Consider the following 26,518-nt stretch of genomic DNA (forward strand, 5'->3'; position numbering starts at 1 on the left):
TCCCGCTGCTGCCGGAGCCCTACGCCAGCCTGGCCGGGCACGGCATCACCAACCTGACCGGACCGTTTGGCGAGATGATCGCCAATGACTTGTTGCCCACCAAGGCTAAAGCCTGAGGTTGCTGGCCATGCCCCCCTGTAGGAGCCAACGTGTTGGCGAGCGGTTTGACGCTGTGTACCAGGCACGATGTCTCGCCAACACGTTGGCTCCTACAGAAATGCGCGATCTCCAACTAAAAGTGATGCTTATGCAGCTTCTGACCTTACCTCCATCGCCCGCGCTGGCGACTTCGATCCGGGCCACAGCTCAAGTGTTCGAAGATCCCAAATCCCGTGCCCTGTTGGCGCATGTGCAACAGGTCGCGCCCAGTGAAGCCAGTGTGCTGATCATCGGCGAAACCGGCACCGGCAAAGAGCTGGTGGCGCGGCATATTCATAACCTCAGCGCACGACGTGATCGTCCATTCCTGGCCGTCAACTGCGGCGCGTTTTCTGAATCGCTGGTGGAGGCGGAGCTGTTCGGTCATGAAAAAGGTGCCTTTACCGGGGCCTTGAGCGCCAAGGCTGGCTGGTTTGAAGAGGCCGATGGCGGCACCTTGTTTCTGGACGAGATCGGCGATTTACCCATGCCGATCCAGGTCAAGTTACTGCGGGTACTGCAGGAGCGCGAGGTGGTGCGCCTGGGTTCGCGCAAAAGCACAGCCATTGATGTGCGGATACTGGCCGCAACCAACGTGCAATTGGAACGAGCGATTAACGCCGGACACTTTCGGGAAGATTTGTATTACCGGCTGGACGTCGTCAGCCTCGAGCTAAGTCCATTACGCGAGCGACCTGGCGATATCCTGCCGTTGACCCGACATTTCATCGACGTCTATAGCCGGCGCCTGGGCTATGGCCAGATTACGATTAGCCCGGAGGCCGAACAGAAACTCAAAACCTACAGCTGGCCGGGCAACATTCGCGAGCTGGAAAATGTCATTCACCACACGTTGCTCGTCTGCCGCGATGGGGTTATCCAACGCGACGACCTGCGCCTGTCAAACATGCGTATCGAACGGCAGGAAGACAGCGTTGCCCTCGACGAATCTGCCGATGCTCTGCTGGCCCGAGCGTTCCAGGTGTTGTTTGAAGAGCAGGCAGGCGCCCTGCATGAAAAGGTTGAAGACACGTTATTGCGAGCCGCCTACCGCTTCAGCCATTTCAATCAGGTACACACCGCCAACTTGCTGGGTTTAAGCCGTAACATTATCCGCACTCGGCTGATTAAAATCGGCGAGCTGGCGGTCAATAAACGTCGAACAGGCGAACGCGCTCAAGAAGAGCGTTTTCTGCAGTTGTCGATCTAGCGCCAACGCTCAGCGCTCAAGGGTTGGATCAAAACCCTATAGATGGCTTTCGATCAGGTGCATCAGATGGAATGTGCCAAACGTGACCGACCTGGCCTGATACCGCTTGATCAAATCGGTGATGTCCAATTCATCTTTGCCAACAGCGCGGCAGGCTAATTCGCAGGCTTCCCTGGAACGCCATTGAACGTAATTAAGCACTCGATACCCGTCCTCACTGGCCTGCACACTGGCACTGATAAACCCTGGATAAATCTGGGTGAAACGTTCGGCCTGTTCAGCCAGCGCTGCCACCAGACCGGTCTGATGATGAGGCTCAACTGCAAACTCTACTAGCTGACTAAAACGCCGACTGCTGTCATGTATTGCCATGAAGGTTCTCCACTGATCTTGGGTCGGACCTTGCGATCCGAGGCCTTGAAGGGTAAAACCTCTAGTTAACTAGAGGTCAAGTGAAATCAACCATGAATACCTGCGACACACCTAAGCTTCAGCATGAAATGACTGTCGGACAACTGGCTGCCCGCAGCGGCGTGGCCGTTACTACGTTGCATTTCTATGAATCAAAAGGGCTGATTTGCAGCCATCGCAATGAGGGAAACCATCGTCGCTATCCGCGTGAAGTATTGCGTCGGGTCGCCATCATTAAGGTTGCCCAGCGCCTCGGTATTCCGCTTGCAACCATTCATGCGGCCCTGCAAACCCTGCCCCACGGCACCGCTCCCAGCGCCGCAGACTGGAACAACCTTTCTGCACAATGGAAAGCCGATCTGGACCAGCGAATTAACACAATGACCGCTCTGCGTGACCAATTGTCGGGGTGCATCGGCTGCGGCTGCCTGTCGATGGAGGCCTGTCCGCTGCGAAATTGGGCCGATGTGCTCGGCAAGCAGGGTCCGGGAGCGCAATTGCTCGACCGGGAATAAGTGCGTGTTACGGCGGTATTACCCAGCATCGGCGGGAAAAAACGCCGACCATTAAATTTACTAGGAAATAACCTACAACAAACGGTTAGGCGTCCTTACACAGTGCGGGAAGCGCCTGACATCTTTATTGAATAGCTCCCGTTATGGTTGCGCCGGCTTTTCTGCCAAGCAAAACCAATCAGGAGTTACTCTCGAATGAAAAAATTATACCTTGCTGCCGCCGTTGCCACGTTGATCGCCACGACCAGCGGTTGCGTAAGCTATAACATGAGCCAGCCGACCGCCCCAATCTCGGGTTCGGTCACCGCCGACTTGAAAGCGAACGTAAAAGTCGGCGAGCAAATCTCCGGCGAATCGTCCACCAACATCCTGTTTGGCTGGTTGAGCGTTGGCGGCGACACTCAGTTCGCTGACGGCGTTACCTACGGCGGCGCTGGCGGTTCTGCGATCGGTTTGCCTGACCCAATCTCCGCCGTTAAAGCAGCCGCTGCGTACAAAGCGGTAAAAAGCTCCGGTTCCGACCTGATCGTCGCGCCACGCTACGAAGTGAACGTTGAAGATTACTTCATCTTCAAGAAGGTCAACGTCAAGGTTACCGGCAACAAAGGCAGCATCGACAGCATCCGCTAAGCGCTGAAGTCCGTTACGGACTGAACCGCACCGCGAACGTTACGCCGCTTGGTTTTCGCTGAGCGGCGTTTCTTGTCCGAGTGTCTTGAAGCCTGAAACCGTCAGCGCTGTGACACCAGTCGCTCCGCCAACGCTTTGGCTTGGCTGGCGACATCGGTTACCGCAGTGCTTTCCCACCACATCCCGCGCAATGGCGGTCCCATGGCGAACAGCCGTTTCGAGACATTGCCCTGGGCGTCAAGCAATGCACCGCTGGCGTGCGCGGCGATGCCCAATGCCAAGGGTCCAGGTCGAATCAATCCCCTGGTCAACAATTGTTTAGGCAACGGCCGGTCTACCCGACGCCAATCGTATTCAATACCGCTGGAATTGATCAGCGCGTCGCCGATGACGTAAGACGGCTCGGCCTCACCCCGTCGCCGAACACGTATCTGGACCTGCCCCGTTGGCAATACTTCCAACCCTTGATACGACGCGGCGTGAATACTTAGCCGCCCCTCTTTGACCCGTCTTGCCAGTAACTCCGCGCTTAAAGGCGGCGAACGGTGGTGATGACTTTCCCACCAGGGCCTGACGTGACGTACAAACTGCCGACGTTGCACATCGCTGGCTTGATTCCACAAACGGCCAATATGCGCACGCACCGTGTCTAGCGGCGCTTGCCAATCGATCCCTTGAGCCATGGCTTGCTGGCATTGTTCGCGGACCTTACGCAACAATTGCCGAGTGCTGCGAATGCCATGGTCCTCGGCCAGAAAATCCACCCACGCGGGGGGTTGACGGCGGACATGTGGCAGCAACCCGTGGCGAGAAAACACCTCGATCGGACCTCGATGCCCGGCCTGTTGCAGGGACACTACGGCATCGACCATGGTCAGCCCCGCGCCGATGATCAACACTTTAGCCAGCGGGTCGAGCTGGCCCATGCTGCGCACATCCCAAGGGTCAACGGCCGCCGCATTGAGGCCGCTGGACTCACGTTGCGGTGTGCGCGCGGCAGGAAACATTCCGGTGGCCAAGACACCAAATTTGCCTTGCAACTGCTTACCGTCTTTCAACGTGATGCGCACACCGAAGTCGCTGCTTTGCAGATCGACCGCCTCTTCGCGCACGTGCTCCAGACTTGACCCGTAGGTGGCGCCCAAGGCCTGGGCCTCAGCCAATCGCTGTTGCACGTAGAGACCGAAAACGCCCCGGGGCGGAAACAGCTCGGCCACGGGTACTTGCTGCTCAGCTGATTCAGGCCAGCCACCGGCGCTGATGTAATGATCCAGCCAGCGAGTCAAATCGTCGGAATTATCGGGCTCGACGCTCATGCGCGCGGCATTACCGTTCAGCGTGTGGCCGGTTTCGGTGGCGCTGTAGGCTTCACCCCGGCCCAACTCACTGCGGGTTTCAACGATCAAAATCTGCCGTTTGCCAGGCTGCCGAAGCAACTGCACAGCCAACATACTGCCACTCAAACCGCCGCCGACGATCAAGATATCGGCGGTACGAACCGCACGGTTTGCCTGTTCACGTTGTGATGCAAGGGTTGCCCCTGACTGCTTCATTCAATACGGTTCCTTCGATGAATAACTCATAGCACGACGTTACGGACGAAACGCACGATCAGGCTGCCATCATTGCGGTAGGTATGGGCCTGATGGCTGGGGAACATAAAAAATTCGCCGCTTTCAATACGCCGGATATCGTCGCCCAAGACAATACCCAGACAGCCCTCAATCACATACACCTGCTCGCTCCAACCCCCGGGGTTAGCTTCCGAAGAATAGATTTCACCCGGTTGCAGGCAAAACTCCCACAATTCCACTTCACGCTTGGCCACTGCCTTGGCCAGCAGCACGGCTTTGCTGCCTGGTATCAGGCCAACCCAGGCCACTTCGTTGATTCGGCTAGGGTCGCGCACGTCAGGGGCCTGGATCAGATCGCTAAACGCCACGTTCAACGCGTCAGCGACCCGATCAAGGGTGGCCAGGCTGACGTTTTTTTCCCCGGCTTCAATGGCCACCAGCATACGCCGACTCACCCCCGACTTTTCCGCCAGAGCGCTCTGGCTGAGCTGCGCAGCGTTACGTAGACGACGCACGTTCTGGCTGACGTGTTGCAGCACTGGCGCTCTATGAGAACTGTCTTTGTGCACTCTATTGCTCGCTCGATTGAATCTTCGCAGGATACTGCAAGCTGCAAGCTACACGTTCAAGCCGCGTCAACTGCATTACTCGACGCTTGCAGCTTAAAACTTGCCGCTGATGAAATCCGAATTACCTACTGCTGCGCAGCTGATCGCGGGCAAGGGCGCTCCTGCAATGACCGTGTTTACTGTGCGACAGCACGGCGTCGGAGACGGGGCGCAATTTCCTGCAGCGCACATTGCTTGTAGGATCTTGCCACAGGTTGCCGGTTGGTGATCCACTACCCGCACAGTATGATCCTTGCCATTTCCTTGCAGATTAGAAGCCTATGTCCCTGATAATTCTGCTGCTTCTGCCCTTTGTCGGCAGCTGTGTCGCGGCACTGTTGCCGCACAATGCGCGTAACGCCGAGTCGATTTTGGCGGGGGTTCTCAGCCTGGCTGGGGCGATCCAGGTTGCGCTGTGGTATCCACAAATTGCTAACGGCGGAATTATCCACCAGGAGTTCCTATGGCTGCCCAGCCTGGGCCTGAACTTCTCGCTGCGAATGGACGGCTTTGCCTGGCTGTTTTCAATGCTGGTATTAGGCATCGGTACGCTGGTGTCCTTGTACGCCCGGTATTACATGTCACCCGACGACCCTGTACCGAGGTTTTTTGCATTTTTCCTTGCGTTCATGGGCGCGATGCTAGGTCTGGTCATCTCCGGCAACTTGATCCAGATCGTATTTTTCTGGGAGCTCACCAGCCTCTTCTCCTTTTTGTTAATCGGTTACTGGCACCACCGCTCCGACGCACGACGTGGCGCCTACATGGCATTAGTCGTTACCGGCACCGGCGGTCTGGCGTTGCTGCTGGGGGTCATGCTGCTGGGCCACGTCGTTGGCAGCTACGACCTGGATAAAGTCCTTGCTGCCGGGGAACAGATTCGCGCCCATGCGCTGTACCCGATATTGCTGCCACTCATTCTGATCGGAGCCTTGAGCAAAAGCGCCCAGTTTCCGTTTCACTTCTGGCTGCCCCACGCCATGGCAGCGCCAACGCCGGTGTCGGCGTATCTGCACTCTGCGACCATGGTCAAGGCCGGCGTGTTTTTACTGGCGCGCTTCTGGCCAGTCCTGTCGGGCACCGAAGAATGGTTCTGGATCGTCAGTGGTGCCGGCGCCTGCACTCTGCTGCTGGGCGCTTACTCGGCAATTTTCCAGACCGACCTCAAAGGCCTGCTAGCGTATTCGACCATCAGTCATTTGGGGCTGATTACCTTGCTGCTCGGTTTGAACAGCCCGTTGGCGGCCGTTGCTGCGGTGTTCCACATCCTCAATCACGCCACCTTTAAGGCCTCGCTGTTCATGGCCGCAGGCATTATCGACCACGAGAGCGGCACCCGGGATATCCGGCGACTCAGCGGCCTGATCAAAATGATGCCGTATACCGCAACGCTGGCCATGGTTGCCAGCGCATCCATGGCTGGCGTCCCGTTACTGAATGGTTTTCTGTCGAAAGAAATGTTCTTCGCCGAGACCGTCTTTATTTCGTCCACGGCATGGGTCGAAATGGCCTTGCCTGTCATCGCGACTATCGCGGGAGCCTTCAGCGTTGCTTACTCGCTGCGCTTTACCGTGGATGTATTTTTCGGCCCGAAGGCCACTGATCTGCCGCATACACCCCACGAGCCTTCACGCTGGATGCGCGCCCCGGTGGAATTACTGGTGTTTGCCTGCTTGATCGTCGGGGTCTTTCCGGCGTTGTCTGTGGGTCCATTATTGGCCGCAGCTGCGCAACCGGTGGTCGGCGGTACGCTGCCGGAATACAGCCTGGCTATCTGGCACGGCTGGAACACCCCCATGATCATGAGTCTGGTGGCCATGGGCGGCGGGATCATTCTGTACCTGTTATTGCGCAATTCTTTCAAACAGGAGCGCTTTGCCGGTCCGCCACTGGTGTCACGCCTAAATGGCAAACGTCTGTTTGAACGCTCGCTGGTCATTATGATGCGGTGGGCGCGGCGCTTCGAAAGACTTGTCAGTACCCATCGCTTGCAGGCGCAGCTGTTCTTGCTGGTGTTGGTCGCAGTGGTTGCCGGAGGGGCGCCACTCTTCTACAGCGGATTAAGCTGGGGTGATCGACCAAAAATTCCCGGCTCCGGGGTCTTCGTCACGTTATGGCTAATCGCGATTGCCTGTGCCCTGGGCGCCGCATGGCAAGCCAAATATCACCGTCTCGCAGCGCTGACCATGGTCAGTGTCTGCGGCTTGATGACCTGCATCACGTTCGTCTGGTTCTCGGCACCGGACCTGGCGTTGACGCAGTTGGTGGTGGAGGTGGTCACCACGGTATTGATCCTGCTCGGCTTGCGTTGGCTGCCGAGACGTAATGAAAACGTCGCACCGTCGCCGGCCAGCGTCAATCAGGCCAGGGCACGTCGCGTGCGGGACTTGTTACTGTCCGGACTGGTGGGGGCCGGCATGGCGCTGCTCTCCTACGCGATGCTGACGCGTCCGACACCCAACACGATTTCGTCGTTTTACCTCAGCCGAGCCCTGCCCCAAGGCGGCGGCACCAATGTGGTGAACGTTATGCTGGTGGACTTCCGTGGTTTCGATACCCTGGGCGAAATTACCGTATTAACCGCCGTGGCGCTGACTGTGTTTGCCTTGCTGCGACGCTTCCGGCCACCGAAAGAAAGCATTCCGTTGCCCGCCCAGCAGCGGCAATTGGCCCGCGATGTGGCGACTGATCTGGTCAACCCACGCAGCGCCAGTGACACCGCACTAGGCTTCATGATGGTCCCTGCGGTGTTGGTGCGTTTGCTGCTGCCCATTGCGTTCGTGGTGTCGATGTACTTGTTCATGCGCGGGCATAATCAACCCGGTGGAGGCTTCGTCGCCGGGTTGGTGATGTCGGTGGCGTTCATTCTGCAGTACATGGTCGCTGGCACCCAGTGGGTCGAGGCGAAAATGAGCCTGCGCCCGTTGCGCTGGATGGGCACCGGCCTGCTGTGTGCAACCCTGACCGGGCTGGGTGCCATGGCGATGGGCTATCCCTTCCTCACCACCCATACCGCACACCTGCATGTGCCCTTGCTGGGGGACATACATGTCGCCAGTGCCTTGTTTTTCGACATCGGTGTGTACGCGGTGGTAGTGGGTTCGACCTTACTGATTCTTACCGCACTGGCTCACCAATCGGTGCGCAGCCATCGTCCAACATCGCTGCCCAAACCCATTGCTACCCAAGGAGCTGTCTGATGGAAGAAGTCATCGCTATCGCCATCGGGATACTCGCTGCGTCGGGGGTCTGGCTGATTCTGCGACCACGGACCTTTCAAGTGGTAATGGGCCTGTGCTTGTTGTCGTACGGAGTCAATTTGTTCATCTTCAGCATGGGCAGCCTGTTCATTGGCAAAGAGCCGATCATCAAGGACGGCATTCCCCACGATTTGCTTAGTTACACCGACCCGTTGCCCCAGGCACTGGTACTGACTGCGATCGTCATCAGTTTCGCCATGACCGCGCTGTTTCTGGTGTTGCTCCTGGCTTCACGGGGTCTGACCGGCACCGACCATGTCGATGGCCGGGAGCCTACCGAATGACCTGGTTGAATCCGTCGACCTTGATGAATCAACTGATCGTCGCGCCTATTTTGCTACCGCTACTGACGGCTGCGCTGATGCTGATACTGGGAGAGAAGCGCCGACCACTCAAAGCCCGGATCAACCTGCTGTCGACCATGCTCGGGCTGGCAATAGCGATCTGTTTGTTCATGTGGGTGCAGAAAGACGGCACCACGGGCTCAATAGGCGTGTATCTGCCCGGCAATTGGGAAGCCCCGTTCGGCATCGTGCTGGTTATAGATCATCTGTCCGCGCTAATGCTGGTGCTGACCGGGATCATCGGCGTCTGCGCCCTGCTCTTCGCGTTGGCGCGTTGGGATCGGGCCGGCGCCAGCTTTCATGCCCTGTTTCAAATTCAGCTAATGGGCCTTTATGGCGCGTTCCTGACCGCTGACCTGTTCAACTTGTTCGTATTTTTCGAAGTGTTGCTGGCAGCGTCCTACGGACTGATGCTGCATGGTTCAGGGCGAGCAAGGGTCTCGGCGGGCTTGCATTACATCACCATTAACCTGGTGGCTTCGTCCTTGTTCCTGATCGGTGCCGCAATGATTTACGGCGTCACCGGGACGTTGAACCTGGCCGACCTGGCCATGAAAATCCCCTTGGTGCCAGAAGCTGATCGCGGCCTGCTGCACGCCGGTGCCGCCATTCTCGCCACAGCGTTTCTGGCCAAGGCCGGGATGTGGCCGGTGAATTTCTGGCTGGTGCCAGCGTACTCGGCAGCCAGCGCTCCGGTAGCCGCTATGTTCGCCATCATGACCAAAGTCGGCGTGTACACCCTGCTGCGCCTGTGGACGCTGCTGTTCTCCGGGCAAGCGGGTGCGTCGGCATTTTTCGGTGGCGATTGGCTGATTTACGGCGGCATGGCGACCATCCTTACATCGGCCGTGGCCATTCTTGCCGCGCAACGCCTTGAGCGTATGGCCAGTTTGAGCATCCTGGTGTCAGCCGGCATCCTTTTGTCCGCCATCGGTTTTGCACAACCGAGTTTGACCGCAGGGGCGCTGTTCTATCTGGTCAGTTCGACCCTGACCCTGAGCGCCTTGTTTTTGCTGTCTGAACTGATCGAGCGCTCGCGTTCGGCCAACGATATACCGCTTGAAGAGGATGCCGACCAATTGCCCCGGAGCGTGGAATCGCTACATCCGCCGCCGGGGACCAACCTCGATGACCAACAGAAGGCCGTGGTTGGCCAGGTTATTCCCATGACCAAAGCGTTTCTGGGGCTGAGTTTCATCGCCTGTGCGTTGCTTATCATCGGCATGCCGCCACTGTCCGGGTTTATTGGCAAGCTGACCCTGCTCAGCGCGCTACTCAATCCGTCAGGGCTGGACGTGGCCAAGGACCAAGCCATGTCCGGAACCAGTTGGGCGTTGGTTGGCCTGCTGATCTTTTCCGGACTGGCGTCGCTGTTGACCTTTACCCGGGTCGGCATTGCGCGTTTCTGGACCCCGGCTGATCGCCCGTCTCCTCAGCTGCGCATCTACGAATGCCTGCCCATCGTGATGTTGTTGGGACTGTGCATTGCCCTGACGTTCAAAGCTGAGCCACTGCTGCGCTACACCCAAGACACTGCGGCTGCGCTGCATGACCCACAGCAATACGTGTTGTCGGTAATGGCTGCACGGCCAATACCCCAGCCCACCGCCGCTGCTGTCTTATCCGCAGAGGTGCAACCATGATGCGTTTCTTCCCCGCGCCCTGGTTGTCGTTGGCGCTTTGGCTGCTGTGGCTGTTGCTGAACCTTTCTCTCAGCCCAGGCAATCTGTTGCTTGGCGCGCTGTTCGGCTTTATCGCCCCCTTGCTGACCGCGCCACTGCGGCCTTTGCCGGTGCGTATCCGCAACCCCGGGGTAATCTTGAAACTGCTGTTCCATGTTGGCTGCGACGTCGTCAGGTCCAATCTGACCGTGGGCTGGAGAGTATGGAATGCCCATCGGCATCCGCCGCGACCGGCCTTCATCAAAATCCCTTTGGATTTGCACGATGCCAACGGCCTGGCGGCTTTGTCCATGATCTGCACCGTGGTGCCCGGAACCGTTTGGTCAGAGCTGGCGCTGGACCGCAGCGTGCTGCTGATGCATGTATTCGATCTGGACGATGAGGCGCAACTCATTGAGCACTTCAAGCAGCGCTATGAACGTCCGTTGATGGAGATTTTTCAATGAGTGACTTGCTCTCTGACGCCATTCTGATTGCCCTGTGCATCTTTGCATTGGCAATGTTATTGACGTTGATCCGCCTGTTCATCGGTCCGTCTGCTCAGGATCGGGTCTTGGCGCTGGACTATCTGTACCTCCTCGCCATGCTGATGATGCTCGTGCTGGGCATACGTTATGCCAGCGACACCTATTTCGAGGCCGCGTTATTGATCGCGCTATTTGGCTTCGTCGGTTCGTTTGCGTTGGCGAAGTTTCTATTGCGTGGCGAGGTGATCGAATGAATTCCCTCAGCGTATTACCGTTCTGGGTCGAAGTGATTACTGCGGCGCTGTTGTTGGCCAGCAGCCTGTTTGCCCTGACCGGCGCCCTCGGTCTGCTGAGGATGAAAGATTTCTTCCAGCGGATGCATCCGCCAGCGCTGGCCTCTACGCTAGGTGCCTGGCTGGTCGCACTGGCTTCGATCATTTACTTCTCGGCGTTAAAATCCGGCCCTGTATTGCACGCTTGGCTGATCCCGATACTGCTGGCGATTACCGTGCCGGTCACAACCTTGTTGTTGGCCCGTACCGGCCTGTTTCGTAAACGAATGGCCGGCGACGATGTTCCACCGGAGGTCAGTGGCGAAGGCAGTGAAGGGGGTAACTAAGCAGATTATTCACTTGCCTTGAAGGTCAACTCGCCCTTGCGCCATTTCGCGGCTTTGCCGGTAACGGCCTTCAACGTTTTACTTAGGGCGCCTTCCAACTGTTCGTGAGCGGCGAACACCGTCACCACGGTTTGCCCTTCCTTGAACACTATACCGTGGCCGTCGGCGGTGTCGACGTAGGCGTATTCGCCCAGGCCGTATACCGTCAACTTGATATCGCGAAATTTCAGTTCGAACTTTCCACCTTCTCGGCTGGGCAATACCGCCGCGCGAAAATGATCGCCTACTTTGAGTTCGAGGCGGGGTTTGTCGTCCACCACCAGCGCGGTTTCAGTGTCGATCTCGGCAATGTAAATGCCTTCGGCGTTTTGCTCGGAAACATAAACAAAACGGGATTGGAATTGCTTGACCAACTTGGCGCGAAGATCGCCAAGTACGAACAGTGCGTGCATGTCCAGATTACTGACTGCCAATGAAGAATCCTCAAACTTGAAAAATGAGCTCGCCCAATAGTGTCGGGCGCCACAGAACACGGGTGTTGTTCCACAAGGTCCAGCGTTCCGCAGCAGCGGCCCCAGCTGTGCAGAAAATCAGAACCATGTGGCCAAGGAATATCGAGCGGTGATCCAGAGGATCAAAACGCAATTCTACCGGCTAGCAGCGCCCTACGGGTATATACCTTTCGTCCGCTATACAGCAACTGTTGTGCTAGAGAATAGGTCACAAGCAGGTATCCGCCCGGTGATCGGCTGATTTAGCACGCTGTCATTCGTCATAGTGATCGCTAAACCCAGCCTGAGCCGGCCAACAACTGCCATACTCGCGCACATACAAGACTACAGGCGATGCACCCGCGCGCCATAGCGTAGCAACTCGTCATCCATGGGAAGGTAATAGTGACTGAATTTGATATCGGCGAATTCTTCATCTGGGGAGAATCCAGAGAAGTCGAAGGTGAATACCAGGCGGTGATTGTAATGCGCGCCAAGGAAGGAAAAAACGCCATTAGCTATCACCAGGTTGAAAAAGACCGCTGGTTTAAAACCGCTGATGTAGCCGCAGCTGCCGCAAAGGAATCTGCCAAAGAACTAAAACTGGCTGTCGACGCGGGCGCCCTTAGCGTTTAACGGGCCTGCGTTCCCGTATGGTTCGGCCAGTGCGCAAATCACTTGGAGGATCCAATTCCCTCCGGTAGCGGACGGCTCGGTCTATCTGAAACACCGCTTCGTGGCATTTCGCTAATGAATTCGCACAGGGGGTTTCGAATTACCGTTATTACAACCGCACCCTTTCATTGCGAACTCTTGCCGAGCCAAGCCCTCTGATGCTTTGCCACGGTTTGAACGTGGCTTTGCCCATTGAACGGGTTACTTGCCCGCCACGGAGATGACATGGACCTGACCACACCCACCTTGCAAACCTTGTTTGAGCAATTGGGCCTCGATTCCGACGAGGCCAGCATTGATGCGTTTGTCGAGAGTCATGGGCCATTGCCTGAAGACGTCAAATTGGTCGATGCCGAATTCTGGACGCCACAACAAGCCAGATTTCTTAAAGAAGAGCTACGTGTCGACGCTGACTGGGCGCCCGTGGTTGACGAGCTGAACGTATTGCTGCACGAATCAAAGTAGCCCGAACGCTGTTTTCAGCGCTCAGGCTGCCATAAACGGCAGCGCCTTACTCCGGGCTCTACACTGGATACCCCGGCGGCTGGACGTTGGGATGAAAGACCCTTCGTCCCAACTCTGGCGCATGCACAAACAGCGCCTTGCTGCGACTTGCCCCGCTGCCGACCAGGGCGGTCCAATGCGCCGACCGATGGGTATAGCGTCGACGCAACAAGCGCCGTTCACTGTCGAGCAATGTATCAGGGCCTCCTTTGGCATAGGCGATCAGTTTTCCTGCAATCACCTCTAACTCTGGCACCAGGCCCAGTGCCGGGCTGTTTGGCACGGGTTCCAGCGGGACGCCTTCATCGACAGCCAACGCGTGCATCACTCGCAGGTATATCCGAGAGAGATGGCCATACACACGGCGATTCATACACACTGCCGCTAAAACAGCCTTCACCCCGACCGTATCGCCGCTCACATTGGGGTAGTTTTCCTGGCAATCAATAAACAATGAAGCGTTGGTATCCGTCGGATCAAGCCATTCGTAGGCGTCCATCGCTTGAAGATCCGCTTGGCTTTTCTGCCACGCAGAGGTTGCAGAAACGTTCGTACCCGAGGCGACAACGCTGCGCCGAGGTCGGGTCAGCAGCACGTTTTCGCGGGTGTTCAAATGGTAGCCACCGCCAATATCGGAATGACTGCCGGGTACCACGATTTCCAGCGGCCAATCCGGTGCCACGCTGTTTAATGGAAAGTTGCGGCGCTGTTCATCACCGGCGACCAATTGCACCACTTGCTGCGCACAACCGGGGGGCAGATAGATATTGACCCTACAACTCAAAGCGTCCCTTACATTGCCCAGGTCGGAGACGCTTCCAATCGCTGCCACTGTGTCGAAGAGTCCGATCATCTTCACTCGAACGCTGTCTGCAGCCCAGGAAAAATCGCTTGCCCATGCAATGCTTTTTAGCCTGAGCAACGGGGCCAAATCACCTTTGTTCTGCTTCAACACTTCGTTGGCAAAATGGCGAGCCGCCGCCGCACCCCGACTGAACCCGAACAGGTCGAATTCCAGCCCTTTGATGACACAGCCTGGGTTATTCCCCTGGAAAGCGGTGAGCTCATCACGCAGCGACCTGACTGCCGACGCCACTTTCGCGAGCACACCCGTCATCCCGCGCCCAAAACTCTGTCCTGCCAGCACCGAGTCCGGCTTGCCAGACGTTGTCCCTATACCTGCGATATAAATGGGTACAAAGACGTTAAGGCCGTGTACCGACTCCAGGGCCCTGGGTTGCACGGCGTAAAGCTCATACAAGCGTGCAATGTTGGTTACATCGTTGGCGTAACTGCTGGCTAAGTTAGCATGGCGGCCAGCGCAAGCACCGGTATGAGCGTTGTTATTCATTAACGCCTGAGCGCGGCAATCGGCTGCGATCTGGCTGTTGATTCTGTTGTTGCCGGTTCCGTCGAAGAACAGGCCAATGCGCACCGTAACACCTCTGTGTTGAACGTGAGTGCCGTACGCCGCACCTGAGACCTTAAAAATAGAGACCATAATGTTATTGCCTGTGGAATGCAGCTGAGGATCAGGCTGCTTAAATCAATAATGACTGTTTGATTTAAACCAGCATGGTCAGCCACGATCCAACGTCAAGGACATCACGGCATTTCAGAAAACTCCCACGAACAGGACGGATTTTAGAGCAGCTTTGTAACTTGAATGGCGTGCAAACCAGCCCAATTAGCCACGCCGCTGTGGCGGCTGCCCTTCAGGCTTGTAGCCCAAACGCAAGCCACCCCAATGACGCCCCTTGACCATGATCGGAACCGAAAGATCATGCATCAACTCCCCGGTATCACGGGTATAGGTCTGCAGCAGCATCGGCTGCTGGTGGCTGCCGCAACGGATACCGGTGCGGTCATCGAACTTGCGCTTGGTGCGGTTCTGCACGGCGTCGAGTTTGCTGTCTCCCGTCAGCGGCTGGCTGAACAGTTTATTGTGCGTCGGCACGTAACCCTGGGGTGTACATGAGATGGCGAAAACCAGCCCCTCGTGGCGCAATAACAACGGTTCTTGAATCGCTGGCAACACCTGATCGGTGTATCGATCAAATCGGGTCTGGAACTTGGCAGGCGAAGTTTTAGGTATCGGTTGGTAACTACGGTCAAACAAATCCTCAAGGCTGACCTTTCGTAGCTCAATGTCCGCTTCAAATCGGGCGCTGATTTGCAGCGCACCCTCACGGGCCAGATCGTAAATACGCTGGTGGTAATCGTCCAGCCCGACTTGCGCCAACCGCTGACTAATGGTTTCAGCCTGCCCTTCCATTTGCACGGCCGCTTTCGCCAGTTGCTGAGTTTGCTCATCACTGATGGCCAAATCGCCGCGCATTTGCTCGACGGCGATGAACAGGCTGCCCAGTTGTTGCTGATTGGTTTGCGCGCCGGCGGCAATCTCGCCCACCTGGCTTTCCACCCCGGCTGCCAACCGGGCGATATTTTCCAGGTGCTGGCCAGTACGTTCGACGTGTTCCACCCCTGTGTCCAGATCACTGGACAGCTGCCTAATCTGCTCGACCACCTGCCCGGTGCGTTGCTGGATATCCGCCACCATCTGCCCGACTTCCTCGGTGGCGCTGGCGGTACGTCCGGCCAAACCGCGCACCTCATCGGCGACCACGGCGAAACCACGTCCATGCTCTCCCGCACGGGCGGCTTCAATGGCAGCGTTCAGGGCCAATAAATTGGTTTGGCTGGCAATTGACTGGATGACCAGTGTCACGCGCTGGATGTCCGCGCTACGTTGGTTGAGCGCTTCGATCAGCTCACGACTGTTGACGGCGCGCTCGCTCAACTGGTGCATGCGGCTAATGGATTCAGCCAACACGTTGCGTCCGGCGTCGCTGCTTTGTCGGGCTTCACTGGCAGCGCTGAGCGCTTGTTGGCTGAGCTGAGAGGTCACCTGCTCAGTGGCGATCATTGCGTCGGCACTGCTGACAATCTGTTCTGCTGCATCCAGTTGCGACTGGACTTTATTCGCCAGTTGCCCCACCGAAAACGCCACGCTCGCAGCAGACAGCGCGTTGTGGCTTGTGGCATACGACAGATCGCGGGTTAATTCGGCAATACCGGCGCCGCTGTCTGAGGACACGACTGACGTGGGTTGCGCAGCCAGTAAGCGAGGGAGCCAGATCAATACCAGCGCCAGCGGCAGGCAAACATAGACAGACACGTTGAGCAACGCCATTGCCAGGAGCAATAGACACAGCATCAGGCTTTGCAGCAGAGGGATCAGCCAGCGCGAGCCGCTGACGGCAGATTGCATGTTTGGCGTCGGTGCCTGGTTCGTGGCGTGGGCCTGCGACGCCAGCGTCCCTATGAGAGGTCCATCTCCAGCCATGTTCTTCACCCATTGCGCTTATGGTTGTTATGCCTGCATTAAACGCCAGACATTGACCATAAGCTATGAGCCGTTAGTTGTAACGATGGCATGACGGAGTCAGCGCAATGAATAATCGATAAAGGAGCCAGCAACGCCCTTGTGACGACCGGAGGGCAAGTGAATGCCCCCAGGCAATAGCTACCCCTATCAGCCGATCAGGCTTGACGCTGGTGCTTGTCGATCTGCTCGTGACGCTCTTGAGCTTCGATGCAGTACTTGGTGGCAGGGCTGATCAGCAGGCGCTTGAGGCCAATAGCCTCGCCGCTGTCTTCGCACCAGCCGAAGCTGTCATCGCTAATGCGCGAGAGGGCCATTTCCAGTTGCGGAAGCATGCGCTGATCGCGATCAATGATGTTGACCAACCAGTGACGTTCCTCTTCCACCGAAGCTGCATCGGCAGGGTCGGCAGGCGTGTCCAGGCTTTCGATAGCGATACGGCTTTGATCGATACGCTCGTGGATCTCGACTTTCATGGCCTGCAGCAGCTCGACGAAGAAGGCGTGCTGCTCAGCGTTCATGTAGTCATCGGCCGGCATCGCCAGCAACTTGTCCTTTGTCATTTATTTCTCTATAAAAAATACGTGCATTAGGGCGAATTAGGGAGCGACTCAGCGTTGCCAAAAAAGCGCCACAGTCTCCAAGCGCCACCTGGCACTCTATTTATGAGGGGCGGCAGTCTAAGGCCCGGCCGTGGACACAGCAACCTAATTGAATCGTTTTTGTTCAACAAGTCGCTCAATACCCTCATTAACAGGGTTTTTCACCACTGATCGGGCTCAGTGCAACGTTGTGCGACGCTCTTTGACGGTCTGACCCCTATGTCGGGCGTCAGTTCCTTGGGGTGGGGGAATGCGCGGGGCGGGTTAAATGCCTCACAGTCCCCGAGGGAACGGTGAGAAGGTTTCGATGCATCCACACATCATCTGAAGGGGGCGACTTGTTGGCGAGGCGATTTAACAGGCATTTGTACAAGGCACCTCGCCAACAAGTTGGCTCCTACAAAAAGCAGAGATTTTTCGGACACAAAATCAGCGTTTGGCTTTGCGCTTGTTGCGGTACTGGTCGATGACGACCGCGACGACGATGATCAGACCTTTGATGATGTCTTGAATATAGGCATCGACGCCGACAAAGGTGAAGCCGCTGGCCATGACCCCAAGGATCAGCGCGCCGATGACGGTGCCGGTAATGCGTCCCACCCCGCCCGACAGGCTTGTACCACCGATCACCGCTGCGGCAATCGCATCCAGCTCGTAGGACACGCCCATACCGGCCTGTCCGGTGGCTGCACGCGCCGACGCCACGACGCCGGCCAGACCCGCCAGCAAACCGGCGATGCTATAGACGATGATCAAATGCCGTTTGACGTTAATCCCGGAGGTCCGCGCCGCCTGCATGTTGCCGCCGATGGCGTAAGTGTACTTGCCGTATTTGGTGTAGCGCAGAGCGATGTGGAACACCAGCGCCGTCACCAGGAAGATAACCACCGGCATCGCACCCTGACCGATAGCGGTATAGGAGTCCGTGAGCATGCTCACCGGTTGGCCTGCGGTATAAAAGCGCGCCAGACCACGGGCGGAAACCATCATGCCCAAGGTTGCGATAAACGGCGGAATGCCGGTAATGGCAATGATGCTGCCGTTTATGGCTCCCGCCAGCAATCCCACGCCCAAGCCCACGGCAACGGGTATCCAGACCGGTAAATCGGTGAGCGATGGGAACACGGCCCGGGTGTAGTCAGAACTCTGCGCCAGGCTGGCGGCAATCATCGCCGACAGTGCCAGGACGGACCCTGAGGATAAGTCGATACCCGTGGTGATAATCACCTGAGTCACGCCAATCGCTATCAAACCGATAATCGAGACTTGCAGGATCATCAGTACCAGACGTTGCGAGTTGAACAGAAAGCTTTGATCGCGGACGATCCAGCCGAATACTTCAAACACCAGGCCGATTCCGATCAGCACCAGCAGAATGCTCAACTCGGTCGGCAGGCGCCGTTTCGACCTGGCCGGGACGGCGGCAGGTTTGTTTCCAATAATAGCGTTCATAGCGGTTATTCCTCTCTCTGCGCGTCGACCGGCTAGTGAACCAAATTGCCGGAAGCCAAGTGCATTACCCGCTCTTGAGTCGCTTCACCACGATCGAGCATGCCCATCATCTCGCCCTCGTGCATCACCATGACCCGATCGCTCATGCCCAGCACTTCTGGCAGTTCCGAAGAAATCATAATCACCGCCATGCCCTCGCTGGCGAGGAGCGTAATCAGCCGATAAATTTCGACCTTGGCGCCCACATCAATGCCGCGAGTGGGCTCGTCGAGAATCAAAATCCTAGGATTGGTCATCAGCCAGCGGGCGAGCAAGGCCTTCTGTTGGTTCCCACCGGACAAGTTGTCGATGCACTGCTCCAGTGAAGGGGTTTTTACCCGGAGCTTTTGGCACATGTCCTCACACAGGGTGCGCAGGGCTTTTTGCTTGATAAAACCACCACCGGCATAGTGTGGGATGACCGCCATCTCCATATTCTCCAGCACCGACAGGCACGGAAACAGGCCGGTGAGCTTGCGGTCCTCAGTCAGCAAGGCGAAACCTTTTTTGATCGCAAGATTGGGGTCGGTGATGCGCAGGCTGACGCCGTCGAGCTGAATCTCGCCGCCGTCACTGGGGGTAATGCCAAAAATGGTTTCGGCGATATTGGTGCGTCCAGAGCCCATCAAACCGGCGATGCCGATGATTTCTCCGGCGTGCAGATCAAATGAAACGCCCTCAAACACGCCATCCAGACGTAAATCCCGCACGGAAAGCAGTAACTTACCCGCAGGCTTCTCCCGCTCAGGAAACAACTGGCTCAGCTCTCGGCCGACCATCATCGACACCAGACTGTCGCCGTCCATGCTGTCAGCGCGTTGCAGGCCGATGTAGGCGCCGTCGCGGAACACCGCCACTTCATCGGCAATGCTGAACACTTCGTTCATTTTATGGGTGATGTAAATGATGCCCTTACCTTGGGCTTTCAGGTCAGCAATGATCGAGAACAGGTGAGTAACCTCTGTTTCCGTGATAGCAGAGGTCGGCTCGTCCATGATCAACACGTCCGAGTCATAGGACACCGCCTTGGCGATTTCGACCATTTGCCGCTCGGCAATGCTCAGCGTACCCACAAGGTCTTGCGGCTCAAGTTTGATGCGCAGACGCTTAAGCAACTCTGCGGTGCAACGGTACATTTCTTTATGGTCGACCATGTGCAGGCCGTTGAGCTGCTCACGACCGATCCAGATATTTTCAGCGATGCTCATGTGCGGCATCAGGTTGAGCTCCTGATGGATCATCGCAATCCCGGCCTGTAACGCCGCCAACGGTGTGTCGAAGCTGATGGGTTTGCCCCGCAGGCGTATTTGGCCCTCATCAGGTTGGTATATGCCGGCAATGATTTTCATCAGAGTGGACTTGCCCGCACCGTTCTCGCCCATCAACGCCAGTACTGATCCGGGACGCACCCGCAGTTGTACGTGAGACAAGGCCACAACACCGGGAAAGCCTTTACTGACATCGATAATTTCCAGCAGGTACGGGGAATCGGCAGTATGGATCGCGGCAGCGCCAGCCAACACGTCGGTCGTGGCGTTACTTGTAGAAGGTGAAGTGAACATGTGACAAGTCCTCTCGCGACGTTCTTGTTATAGAAAGAGGTGGTGCTGTTATTTGAACGATGCAACGTTATCTGGAGTGATCAAGCGGTATGGAACCCATACAGACTGTTCGACGGGTTCCTTCTTGACCATTTTGACTGCAGCGTCAATTGCACCGTCAGCCTGACCTTTAGCGTCCTGGAACACCGACACTGCAATGTCACCTTTGGTGACCGCGTTCAAACCATCCGGCGTACCGTCGACCCCTGCTATCAACACGGTGCCTTTAGCCACACCGGCCTGTTTCAACGCCATGGAGGCGCCAATGGCCATTTCGTCGTTGTTGGAGACCACGGCATCGAATTTTTTGCCCTGGGTTATCCAGTCGTTGGTCAGGTCCATGCCTTTTTGCCGCAGCCAGGTACCGCTTTGTTCCTGGTCAATCTTGATATTGGGGTATTTGGCGAGAATTTCTTTGACGCCTTTGGTGCGGTTTTGCGTGGAGTTGTTTGCCAGGTCACCCAACAGAATCACAATGCTGCCTTTGCCGCCCATTTTGTCGGCCAAGTACTGCATCTGCAGTTTGCCGGCTTCTTCGTCATTGGAAGCGACAGTGATTACGCCTGCAGGCAGTTTCAGGTCATCAGGACGACGGTTGACATAGACCAGCGGGATACCCGCCGCGACGGCGGCTTTGGTGATATTTGCGGTAGCGGCAGTGTCCACCGGGTTAACAATCAGGGCATCGACTTTCTGATTGATGAGGTTCTGTACCTGGGTGAACTGCTGGACCACATCGCCACGGCCATCAACAAACTGCAGCGAAACACCGTCAGGCATGGACTTGGCTTTGGCAGCCATGTCTTGACGAAGGTAAGTCAGCCAGGTGTCATCGAACTGCGACATGCTCACGCCAATTTTCATCTCGGCCAAGGCGGCGCCGCTGACGAGCATGAGGGACAAGGCAAGGGAAGTGAAACGGATAGGGGTTTTCATGAACGGTCTGTCTCCACGTTTTTGTAGTTGTATGGATAACTTGGAACGACTCTATTGGAAAATAATTTCTATATCAACAGATTTTAGAACTCTTTTCTATTTCATTTATATCAGGATTTGTAGGGGCCAGTTTGTTGGCGAGAAGCCCGATGGGGCACATCAGGTCTATCGCCTCGCGAACACGTTCGCGCCTAAAGCGATTGCACCCTGCCCGACTGCGCACTCAACCGCGCTGCGTCCAGCACCACGGCCGAGGCCACTGCATCCCTGGGCTCCACCGGATTTTTGCCTTTACCGGCGACGGCGTCCTGCAGTTGGCGGTAGTACTCGTTCCAGCATCCCCGCTCGGAGGGAATGCGTTCGCGGTGCTCACCTTGTTCGAACCAGCCCCAGCGCCGGTGTTCTTCGACACCCCAGTTGTCGCCTTCGCTTTTCGGCGACCGCCCAGCCAGGGAGGCAGCTTCCTGTCCGTCCAGGCCTTCAACGCTGTAGCAGCCAGACGTCCCGCTAACTCTGAAACGGGGACCAGGGCAGTTTTGCAAGCAGCTGCCCCACAGGTGCGAAATCACGCCACTGGCGTGGGTCAACGACACAAAGAAAGCGTGGTCGAGTTCTTTGTCTTCGGTGGCGAAACTCAGTTCGGCATACACCCGCGACACCGGGCCGAATAACAACAAGGCCTGATCTACTAAGTGACTGCCTAAATCCCGAAGCATTCCACCGCCGCTGGCCTTGCCTACTGATTTAGGCGAAAAACGTTCGACCCGGGATTCAAAACGAGTGATGTCACCCAGCACGCCGTTATCAATCAGCTTGCGTACCGTCAAAAAATCCGAATCCCAGCGGCGGTTTTGATAGACGCTCAGCAGCACGCCGCGTCGCTCAGCGGCTTCAACCAATTCCCGCGCCTGGGCGGCGTCGTTGGCGAATGGCTTGTCGCTGACCACCGCTACACCTAACTCTATGGCTTCAAGAATCAGCGCCCTGCGCGAGGACAACGGCGTAGAAATCACCACGGCATCGACGCCGTTGGCGACCAGTCCCGCGAGCGTGTCGAATGCCAGCACTTTGGGATAGTCCTGAGACAATTCCAGCCGGCGTTCTGGCGAACGGGTGACCACGCCGACAAAGTTGGCGCCGGGCAAACTGGCGATCAACGGGGCATGAAAATACCGCCCGCCTTTGCCGTATCCGACTAATCCAATACGCATTTAAATCTCCTTTCCGGTTCTTTCGACAGTTATCTGGAGCTAACGTGTTGGCGAAGCGGCGCCGGCAGATACAGGTTCATCTGATCAGCTCACTGCGTACCCGTTCCAGCATAGAGCGGCTGGATTCATCTGCCCGCTCTTCCCAGGCGAATACCGAGACGGTGGCGATGCCGTCGAACTTGATCTCTCTAAGCGTAGAGAAGAATGCCTGCCAGTCCACATCGCCCTGACCAATGTCCAGATGTTGATGCACGGTGGCGGTAACGCCCGGCGGGTTAACGATGTAGCGCAGGCCCGATGAAGCTCGATGGTTATAGGTATCAGCGATGATTACGTGGGTGAGTTTATCGCCTGCATAACGAAGCATCGGGGCGATGTCGCCTTTGCCATCGTCATAGAAGAAGGTATGGGGCGCGGCGTAAAGATAGTTGACCCAATCGCAATCCAGGCCGCGAATGATGTCCACCGATTCGTTGTTGCGTTCGCAGAAGTCGTACGGGTGGGCCTGGATGTCCAGTTTGACGCCCTCTCGTTCGAAGATCGGCATCAGTTCATCCATGGATTTCATGAATTGGTTTTCACAGACCAGGGCGTTGTCGGATTGGCCGCTGAATTCGGTGTTGATTAGATCGCAGTCCATTTCCACGGCGATTTGGATAGCCCGTTTCCAGTTGCGCACGGCGGCTTTGCGCAGTTCTTCGTCGGCGCCGGCCCAGTGATAGAGCGGCAGCAGCGAAGAGAGTTTTACACCGGCGTCGCTCAATGCCTTACGAAATTCCTTTATCCGCGCCCGGTCGACCCGTGGGTATTTGTAGAACGGCAGAAAATCTTCCCGAGGCGACAACTCGATGTGCTCGTAACCCAGTTCGGCGACTTTATCGACCATCTGCCCGAGAGACAGATGGCGGTACATGTAGGGATCCAGTGCGATGCGCATTATGTTCTCCTTTTTTATTGTGATAAGGCTCTGGCGTTGCTGAGCCAAGCCCTCTGTTGGAGCGAACTAGTTGGCGAGGCGATTTAACAGGCATTCGCACAAGGCGCATCGCCAAGGAGTTGCCTCCTACAGATGTGCTTTTATCAGCTATCAACCATAAAACGCCGGCCGTTGCGGCAAGCTCACCGGGACAATGGCGCCGCTTTTTTGGGCTTCGATGCAAGCATCAGCGGTGACTGCGGCGGCGTAGCCGTCCCAGGCCGATGGGCCGCCGATCTGGCCGGCGCGGACGCTGTCGATGAAGGCTTGCAGTTCGACGTCGTAGGCAGCGATGAAGCGGTCTTTCCAATCCATCAGGATGGCGTTGGACAGTTTGGCGCCGCTGCGCAGCTGTACCTGGGACGGCTCAGGCAAGCGAGCGATGCCGGTCTCGCCAACGACTTCGCATTGGATGTCGTAGCCGTATTGGCAATTGACGAACACCTCGACGTCGATCCGCGTGCCTTTGGCGGTTTCCAGCAAGACGATCTGCGGGTCTTTAAGGTGCGCAAAGGCCTTGCCGGATTTACGCGGGAACACCACTTGTACCGAGACATAGTCATCGTCGAGCAGCCAGCGAAGCACGTCGATCTCGTGAATCAAGGTGTCGGTGATCGCCATGTCAGTTTTGTAGTTTTCGCCTACGGTCGGGTTGCGGTGGGCGCAATGCAGCATCAATGGTTCGCCGATTTGGCCGCTGTCCACCACCGCTTTAAGGGCGCGATAGCCTTCGTCGTAGGGACGCATGAAACCGACCTGCACCAGACGTTTGCCATAGGCGATTTCGGCGTCGACGATCCGACGGCAACCTTCAGCCGTCACTGCCAGCGGCTTCTCGCAAAACACCGGTTTGCCAGCGGCGATGGCTGCCAGCACGAACTCTTCATGGCTTGGCCCCCACGATGTCACCAGCACCGCTTCTACGTCCGGCGCGGCGATCAGTGCGTGGCCGTCGGAGTACACCTCGGCAGTCAGGCCTAAATCCCGGGCGACCTTGGCCGCTTGCTCAAGGTTGATGTCGGTCAATGCCACTACCTCGCTACCCAGCAACGTCTGGCTCAATCGCCGAATGTGGTCCTGACCAATTGCGCCGGTGCCTATTACGCCTAATTTCAACGCCATTTCACTGCTCCCGTTGTGGTTTTTGCGGAGTGAATCATCAGTATTTGCGGGCTTTCGCCAATTCTTTGCTGAGCTTCTCAAACACCTGAGCCGTGGTGCCTTTGGTTGAAACCTCGGCGACACCGACTCGCCACCAGGACAGGTATTTGTGAATCATGGTTTTGGGCAGCACCTTGATATCGATCAGGGTTGAAACGGTCTGTTGCTGCGCGTCGAGCAACGCCGCTTCCAGCTCGGCAATGGTGTTGACCTTGTACGTCTTGCAGCCATACGCGGCAGCGCTCATGGCGAAATCCACCGGCACAAAATCGCCATCGAGCTTGCCGGTTTCCGGGTTACGGAAGCGGAACTCGGTCCCGAAGCTGTCCATGCCGTGTTCCATTTGCAGGTTGTTGATGCAACCGAAGGTCATGTTGTCGAGGAGCACCACGTTGACCTTGCATCGCTCCTGAATCGAGGTGGCCAACTCCGAATGCAGCATCATGTAAGAGCCGTCGCCAACCAACGCATAGACTTCGCGCCGGGGTTCGGCAAGCTTGACCCCAAGGGCGGCATTGACCTCGTAGCCCATGCAGGAAAATCCGTATTCAACGTGGTAGGTATTGACTCCGGTGCTGCGCCAGGCACGTTGCAAATCCCCCGGCAGGCTGCCCGCGGCGGCGACAATCACTGCATCTTTGGGCAAGCTTTGATTGAGTACGCCCAGCACCCGGCTTTGGGTCAGGCAAGAGCCGGTCATCTCGATGAACTCGCGCAGTACCGCCGGGTCGAGGTGGTCGTTGATTTCGGGAACGAAGTCGTGGCTTTGGTATTCGACCGCATAGATCCGATCAACTTCGGCGTCCAGTTGCGCTCGCGCCTGTTGCGGTTGTTCGCCCCACGCGGAGCGATAACCGCTGTCCTGCAGCGCTTGGGTCAGTGCCAAGAGCGCAAATTCCGCATCGGCCAGTACTTGCACGCCATCGAGTTTTTGCGCGTCGAAAGCGCTGATATTGAGGTTGAGAAACTGTACTTCGGGGTTCTGGAACAACCATTTCGACGCGGTGGTGAAGTCGCTGTAGCGGGTGCCGACGCCGATGATCAAATCCGCTTCTTTGGCCAATAAGTTGGCGGCCAACGCACCGGTTTCGCCCAAACCGCCCATGTTCAACGGATGTGCGGAAACAATCGCGCTTTTACCGGCCTGGGTTTCCGCGAACGGAATATCGAAGCGTTCAGCAAACGCTTGCAATGCGTCAGCTGCGCCGGAATAACGTACGCCGCCGCCACACACCAGCAACGGTTTACGCTTGCTTTTAAGCAACGCCAAGGCATCGTTAAGCATGGCTTCGCTGGCCGGACGGCGGTCGATGCGGTGTACACGTTTTTGCAAAAAGCTGTCGGGATAATCGTAGGCTTCGGCTTGCACGTCCTGGGGCAAGGCCAAGGTCACGGCACCGGTTTCAGCCGGGTCGGTGAGCACGCGCATGGCATTCAACGCGGCGCTCATCAGTTGCTCGGGACGGTTGATGCGGTCCCAGTACTTACTCACGGCTTTGAACGCATCGTTGGTGCTGATGCTCAAGTCATGAAACTGTTCGATCTGTTGCAATACCGGGTCGGGTTGCCGACTGGCATAGACATCGCCTGGCAGCAACAACAACGGAATACGGTTAGCCGTGGCGGTCGCCGCGGCGGTTAGCATGTTCGCTGCGCCTGGGCCAACGGATGAGGAGCAGGCGTAAATTTTGCGCCGCAAGTGTTGCTTGGCGAAACCGATAGCGGCGTGGCACATGCCCTGTTCATTGCGGCCCTGGTGGACAACCAACTGCCCGCTGTCTTGCTCCAGGGCCTGGCCGATGCCCAGCACATTGCCGTGACCGAAAATAGTGAAAACCCCGGCCACGAATTTGCTTTCAACCCCATCGACTTCGACGTACTGGTTATCGAGAAACTTCACCAGCGCCTGGGCCATGGTCAATCTTGTTGTTTTCATAGGTCATACTCGTTTTCTGTAGGAGGGTCCGCCACGTCTCCGACGCCGCGCTGTCGCGCAGCAAACACAATCTGTAGGAGCGAACTTGTTC

At 56.9% G+C, this 26,518-nt stretch carries 26 protein-coding genes; 12 read left to right on the top strand and 14 right to left on the bottom strand.

Annotation, left to right across the window (positions count from 1 at the left end; all coding sequences use genetic code 11):
• On the top strand, positions 1 to 116 hold a 116-nt coding region (locus tag JWR17_RS24935), incomplete at its 5' end, for a hypothetical protein (protein ID WP_299835964.1).
• Between the two features lie 131 nt (positions 117 to 247).
• Positions 248 to 1,348, top strand: coding sequence for a sigma-54 dependent transcriptional regulator (locus JWR17_RS24940; protein ID WP_299835828.1), 1,101 nt, complete (start codon positions 248 to 250; stop codon positions 1,346 to 1,348).
• A 36-nt stretch (positions 1,349 to 1,384) separates the two neighbouring features.
• Here the strand turns inward: JWR17_RS24940 and JWR17_RS24945 are convergent, their stop codons facing one another.
• On the bottom strand, positions 1,385 to 1,720 hold the full coding sequence (locus tag JWR17_RS24945; RefSeq protein ID WP_299835829.1) for an antibiotic biosynthesis monooxygenase: 336 nt from the start codon (positions 1,718 to 1,720) through the stop codon (positions 1,385 to 1,387).
• 92 nt (positions 1,721 to 1,812) lie between these two features.
• Here JWR17_RS24945 and soxR point away from each other — a divergent pair, with 92 nt between their 5' ends.
• Both soxR and JWR17_RS24955 read left to right on the top strand, forming a co-directional pair.
• A complete protein-coding gene (soxR, locus tag JWR17_RS24950; RefSeq protein WP_299835831.1) occupies positions 1,813 to 2,274 on the top strand; it encodes a redox-sensitive transcriptional activator SoxR in 462 nt (153 codons plus the stop codon).
• A gap of 195 nt (positions 2,275 to 2,469) precedes the next feature.
• On the top strand, positions 2,470 to 2,904 hold the full coding sequence (locus JWR17_RS24955; protein ID WP_299835833.1) for a hypothetical protein: 435 nt from the start codon (positions 2,470 to 2,472) through the stop codon (positions 2,902 to 2,904).
• A gap of 101 nt (positions 2,905 to 3,005) precedes the next feature.
• Here JWR17_RS24955 and JWR17_RS24960 read toward each other — a convergent pair whose 3' ends face one another.
• Together JWR17_RS24960 and JWR17_RS24965 are read right to left on the bottom strand one after the other, a co-directional pair.
• Entirely contained in the window at positions 3,006 to 4,457 is a 1,452-nt protein-coding gene (locus tag JWR17_RS24960; RefSeq protein ID WP_299835834.1) for an FAD/NAD(P)-binding protein, read from the bottom strand.
• A 26-nt stretch (positions 4,458 to 4,483) separates the two neighbouring features.
• Positions 4,484 to 5,047, bottom strand: a complete 564-nt coding sequence (locus tag JWR17_RS24965) for an XRE family transcriptional regulator (protein WP_299835835.1) — start codon at positions 5,045 to 5,047, stop codon at positions 4,484 to 4,486.
• 320 nt (positions 5,048 to 5,367) lie between these two features.
• Between JWR17_RS24965 and JWR17_RS24970 the strand changes: the two genes are divergently transcribed.
• Genes JWR17_RS24970 through JWR17_RS24995 form a run of 6 tightly spaced genes read left to right on the top strand, consistent with a single transcriptional unit; the run spans position 5,368 to position 11,458 of the window.
• Entirely contained in the window at positions 5,368 to 8,286 is a 2,919-nt protein-coding gene (locus JWR17_RS24970) for a monovalent cation/H+ antiporter subunit A (RefSeq protein ID WP_299835837.1), read from the top strand.
• Positions 8,286 to 8,630: a Na+/H+ antiporter subunit C gene (locus JWR17_RS24975; RefSeq protein WP_299835839.1), complete on the top strand. Its 345-nt coding sequence runs from the start codon at positions 8,286 to 8,288 to the stop codon at positions 8,628 to 8,630. Before JWR17_RS24970 ends, JWR17_RS24975 begins: the two co-directional genes overlap by 1 nt.
• Positions 8,627 to 10,333: a monovalent cation/H+ antiporter subunit D gene (locus JWR17_RS24980; RefSeq protein WP_299835841.1), complete on the top strand. Its 1,707-nt coding sequence runs from the start codon at positions 8,627 to 8,629 to the stop codon at positions 10,331 to 10,333. Before JWR17_RS24975 ends, JWR17_RS24980 begins: the two co-directional genes overlap by 4 nt.
• On the top strand, positions 10,330 to 10,818 hold the full coding sequence (locus tag JWR17_RS24985; protein ID WP_299835843.1) for a Na+/H+ antiporter subunit E: 489 nt from the start codon (positions 10,330 to 10,332) through the stop codon (positions 10,816 to 10,818). Before JWR17_RS24980 ends, JWR17_RS24985 begins: the two co-directional genes overlap by 4 nt.
• Positions 10,815 to 11,093 (top strand): K+/H+ antiporter subunit F, encoded by a 279-nt coding sequence (locus JWR17_RS24990; protein WP_299835844.1) that lies wholly within the window; start codon positions 10,815 to 10,817, stop codon positions 11,091 to 11,093. Before JWR17_RS24985 ends, JWR17_RS24990 begins: the two co-directional genes overlap by 4 nt.
• A complete protein-coding gene (locus tag JWR17_RS24995) occupies positions 11,090 to 11,458 on the top strand; it encodes a Na+/H+ antiporter subunit G (protein WP_299835846.1) in 369 nt (122 codons plus the stop codon). Before JWR17_RS24990 ends, JWR17_RS24995 begins: the two co-directional genes overlap by 4 nt.
• Positions 11,459 to 11,463: 5 nt before the next feature.
• Here the strand turns inward: JWR17_RS24995 and JWR17_RS25000 are convergent, their stop codons facing one another.
• Positions 11,464 to 11,931 carry a hypothetical protein gene (locus JWR17_RS25000; protein WP_299835848.1) on the bottom strand — a complete coding sequence of 156 codons (468 nt, stop codon included), beginning with the start codon at positions 11,929 to 11,931 and terminating at the stop codon, positions 11,464 to 11,466.
• Between the two features lie 423 nt (positions 11,932 to 12,354).
• Here JWR17_RS25000 and JWR17_RS25005 point away from each other — a divergent pair, with 423 nt between their 5' ends.
• Together JWR17_RS25005 and JWR17_RS25010 are read left to right on the top strand one after the other, a co-directional pair.
• A complete protein-coding gene (locus JWR17_RS25005) occupies positions 12,355 to 12,585 on the top strand; it encodes a hypothetical protein (protein ID WP_299835850.1) in 231 nt (76 codons plus the stop codon).
• A 264-nt stretch (positions 12,586 to 12,849) separates the two neighbouring features.
• Positions 12,850 to 13,089: a DUF2789 domain-containing protein gene (locus tag JWR17_RS25010; RefSeq protein WP_299835852.1), complete on the top strand. Its 240-nt coding sequence runs from the start codon at positions 12,850 to 12,852 to the stop codon at positions 13,087 to 13,089.
• A gap of 58 nt (positions 13,090 to 13,147) precedes the next feature.
• Here JWR17_RS25010 and JWR17_RS25015 read toward each other — a convergent pair whose 3' ends face one another.
• The 10 genes from JWR17_RS25015 to iolD all read right to left on the bottom strand — a co-directional run bounded on the left by JWR17_RS25015 (position 13,148) and on the right by iolD (position 26,427).
• The gene (locus tag JWR17_RS25015) at positions 13,148 to 14,629 is read right to left on the bottom strand and encodes a DUF2235 domain-containing protein (RefSeq protein ID WP_299835854.1); all 1,482 of its coding nucleotides are present in this window, start codon (positions 14,627 to 14,629) and stop codon (positions 13,148 to 13,150) included.
• A 186-nt stretch (positions 14,630 to 14,815) separates the two neighbouring features.
• On the bottom strand, positions 14,816 to 16,474 hold the full coding sequence (locus tag JWR17_RS25020) for a methyl-accepting chemotaxis protein (protein WP_299835856.1): 1,659 nt from the start codon (positions 16,472 to 16,474) through the stop codon (positions 14,816 to 14,818).
• Between the two features lie 197 nt (positions 16,475 to 16,671).
• Positions 16,672 to 17,076, bottom strand: coding sequence for a TraR/DksA C4-type zinc finger protein (locus JWR17_RS25025; RefSeq protein WP_299835858.1), 405 nt, complete (start codon positions 17,074 to 17,076; stop codon positions 16,672 to 16,674).
• 468 nt (positions 17,077 to 17,544) lie between these two features.
• Positions 17,545 to 18,567 carry an ABC transporter permease gene (locus JWR17_RS25030; RefSeq protein ID WP_299835860.1) on the bottom strand — a complete coding sequence of 341 codons (1,023 nt, stop codon included), beginning with the start codon at positions 18,565 to 18,567 and terminating at the stop codon, positions 17,545 to 17,547.
• A 32-nt stretch (positions 18,568 to 18,599) separates the two neighbouring features.
• Positions 18,600 to 20,168 carry a sugar ABC transporter ATP-binding protein gene (locus JWR17_RS25035; protein WP_299835862.1) on the bottom strand — a complete coding sequence of 523 codons (1,569 nt, stop codon included), beginning with the start codon at positions 20,166 to 20,168 and terminating at the stop codon, positions 18,600 to 18,602.
• A 48-nt stretch (positions 20,169 to 20,216) separates the two neighbouring features.
• Positions 20,217 to 21,143 (bottom strand): sugar ABC transporter substrate-binding protein, encoded by a 927-nt coding sequence (locus JWR17_RS25040; protein ID WP_299835864.1) that lies wholly within the window; start codon positions 21,141 to 21,143, stop codon positions 20,217 to 20,219.
• Between the two features lie 191 nt (positions 21,144 to 21,334).
• Positions 21,335 to 22,354 (bottom strand): Gfo/Idh/MocA family oxidoreductase, encoded by a 1,020-nt coding sequence (locus JWR17_RS25045; RefSeq protein WP_299835866.1) that lies wholly within the window; start codon positions 22,352 to 22,354, stop codon positions 21,335 to 21,337.
• Between the two features lie 76 nt (positions 22,355 to 22,430).
• A complete protein-coding gene (locus JWR17_RS25050; protein ID WP_299835868.1) occupies positions 22,431 to 23,291 on the bottom strand; it encodes a sugar phosphate isomerase/epimerase in 861 nt (286 codons plus the stop codon).
• Positions 23,292 to 23,441: 150 nt separating this feature from the next.
• Positions 23,442 to 24,452: a Gfo/Idh/MocA family oxidoreductase gene (locus tag JWR17_RS25055; protein WP_299835870.1), complete on the bottom strand. Its 1,011-nt coding sequence runs from the start codon at positions 24,450 to 24,452 to the stop codon at positions 23,442 to 23,444.
• A gap of 37 nt (positions 24,453 to 24,489) precedes the next feature.
• Entirely contained in the window at positions 24,490 to 26,427 is a 1,938-nt protein-coding gene (gene iolD, locus JWR17_RS25060; protein WP_299835872.1) for a 3D-(3,5/4)-trihydroxycyclohexane-1,2-dione acylhydrolase (decyclizing), read from the bottom strand.
• Between the last annotated feature and the right edge of the window lie 91 nt (positions 26,428 to 26,518).

It is taken from the genome of Pseudomonas sp. (assembly GCF_028293835.1).
GTDB lineage: Bacteria > Pseudomonadota > Gammaproteobacteria > Pseudomonadales > Pseudomonadaceae > Aquipseudomonas.

Coding starts and splice junctions, on each gene's coding strand:
- JWR17_RS24945 (WP_299835829.1), bottom strand. CDS start 1,720: ATGGCAATACATGACAGCAGTCGGCGTTTTAGTCAGCTAGTAGAGTTT.
- JWR17_RS25050 (WP_299835868.1), bottom strand. CDS start 23,291: ATGCGCATCGCACTGGATCCCTACATGTACCGCCATCTGTCTCTCGGG.
- JWR17_RS25025 (WP_299835858.1), bottom strand. CDS start 17,076: ATGACAAAGGACAAGTTGCTGGCGATGCCGGCCGATGACTACATGAAC.
- soxR (WP_299835831.1), top strand. CDS start 1,813: ATGAATACCTGCGACACACCTAAGCTTCAGCATGAAATGACTGTCGGA.
- JWR17_RS24940 (WP_299835828.1), top strand. CDS start 248: ATGCAGCTTCTGACCTTACCTCCATCGCCCGCGCTGGCGACTTCGATC.
- JWR17_RS24960 (WP_299835834.1), bottom strand. CDS start 4,457: ATGAAGCAGTCAGGGGCAACCCTTGCATCACAACGTGAACAGGCAAAC.
- JWR17_RS24990 (WP_299835844.1), top strand. CDS start 10,815: ATGAGTGACTTGCTCTCTGACGCCATTCTGATTGCCCTGTGCATCTTT.
- JWR17_RS25055 (WP_299835870.1), bottom strand. CDS start 24,452: ATGGCGTTGAAATTAGGCGTAATAGGCACCGGCGCAATTGGTCAGGAC.
- JWR17_RS24995 (WP_299835846.1), top strand. CDS start 11,090: ATGAATTCCCTCAGCGTATTACCGTTCTGGGTCGAAGTGATTACTGCG.
- JWR17_RS24975 (WP_299835839.1), top strand. CDS start 8,286: ATGGAAGAAGTCATCGCTATCGCCATCGGGATACTCGCTGCGTCGGGG.
- JWR17_RS25045 (WP_299835866.1), bottom strand. CDS start 22,354: ATGCGTATTGGATTAGTCGGATACGGCAAAGGCGGGCGGTATTTTCAT.
- JWR17_RS25010 (WP_299835852.1), top strand. CDS start 12,850: ATGGACCTGACCACACCCACCTTGCAAACCTTGTTTGAGCAATTGGGC.
- JWR17_RS24985 (WP_299835843.1), top strand. CDS start 10,330: ATGATGCGTTTCTTCCCCGCGCCCTGGTTGTCGTTGGCGCTTTGGCTG.
- JWR17_RS24970 (WP_299835837.1), top strand. CDS start 5,368: ATGTCCCTGATAATTCTGCTGCTTCTGCCCTTTGTCGGCAGCTGTGTC.
- iolD (WP_299835872.1), bottom strand. CDS start 26,427: ATGAAAACAACAAGATTGACCATGGCCCAGGCGCTGGTGAAGTTTCTC.
- JWR17_RS24955 (WP_299835833.1), top strand. CDS start 2,470: ATGAAAAAATTATACCTTGCTGCCGCCGTTGCCACGTTGATCGCCACG.
- JWR17_RS25015 (WP_299835854.1), bottom strand. CDS start 14,629: ATGGTCTCTATTTTTAAGGTCTCAGGTGCGGCGTACGGCACTCACGTT.
- JWR17_RS25040 (WP_299835864.1), bottom strand. CDS start 21,143: ATGAAAACCCCTATCCGTTTCACTTCCCTTGCCTTGTCCCTCATGCTC.
- JWR17_RS25035 (WP_299835862.1), bottom strand. CDS start 20,168: ATGTTCACTTCACCTTCTACAAGTAACGCCACGACCGACGTGTTGGCT.
- JWR17_RS25020 (WP_299835856.1), bottom strand. CDS start 16,474: ATGGCTGGAGATGGACCTCTCATAGGGACGCTGGCGTCGCAGGCCCAC.
- JWR17_RS24980 (WP_299835841.1), top strand. CDS start 8,627: ATGACCTGGTTGAATCCGTCGACCTTGATGAATCAACTGATCGTCGCG.
- JWR17_RS25030 (WP_299835860.1), bottom strand. CDS start 18,567: ATGAACGCTATTATTGGAAACAAACCTGCCGCCGTCCCGGCCAGGTCG.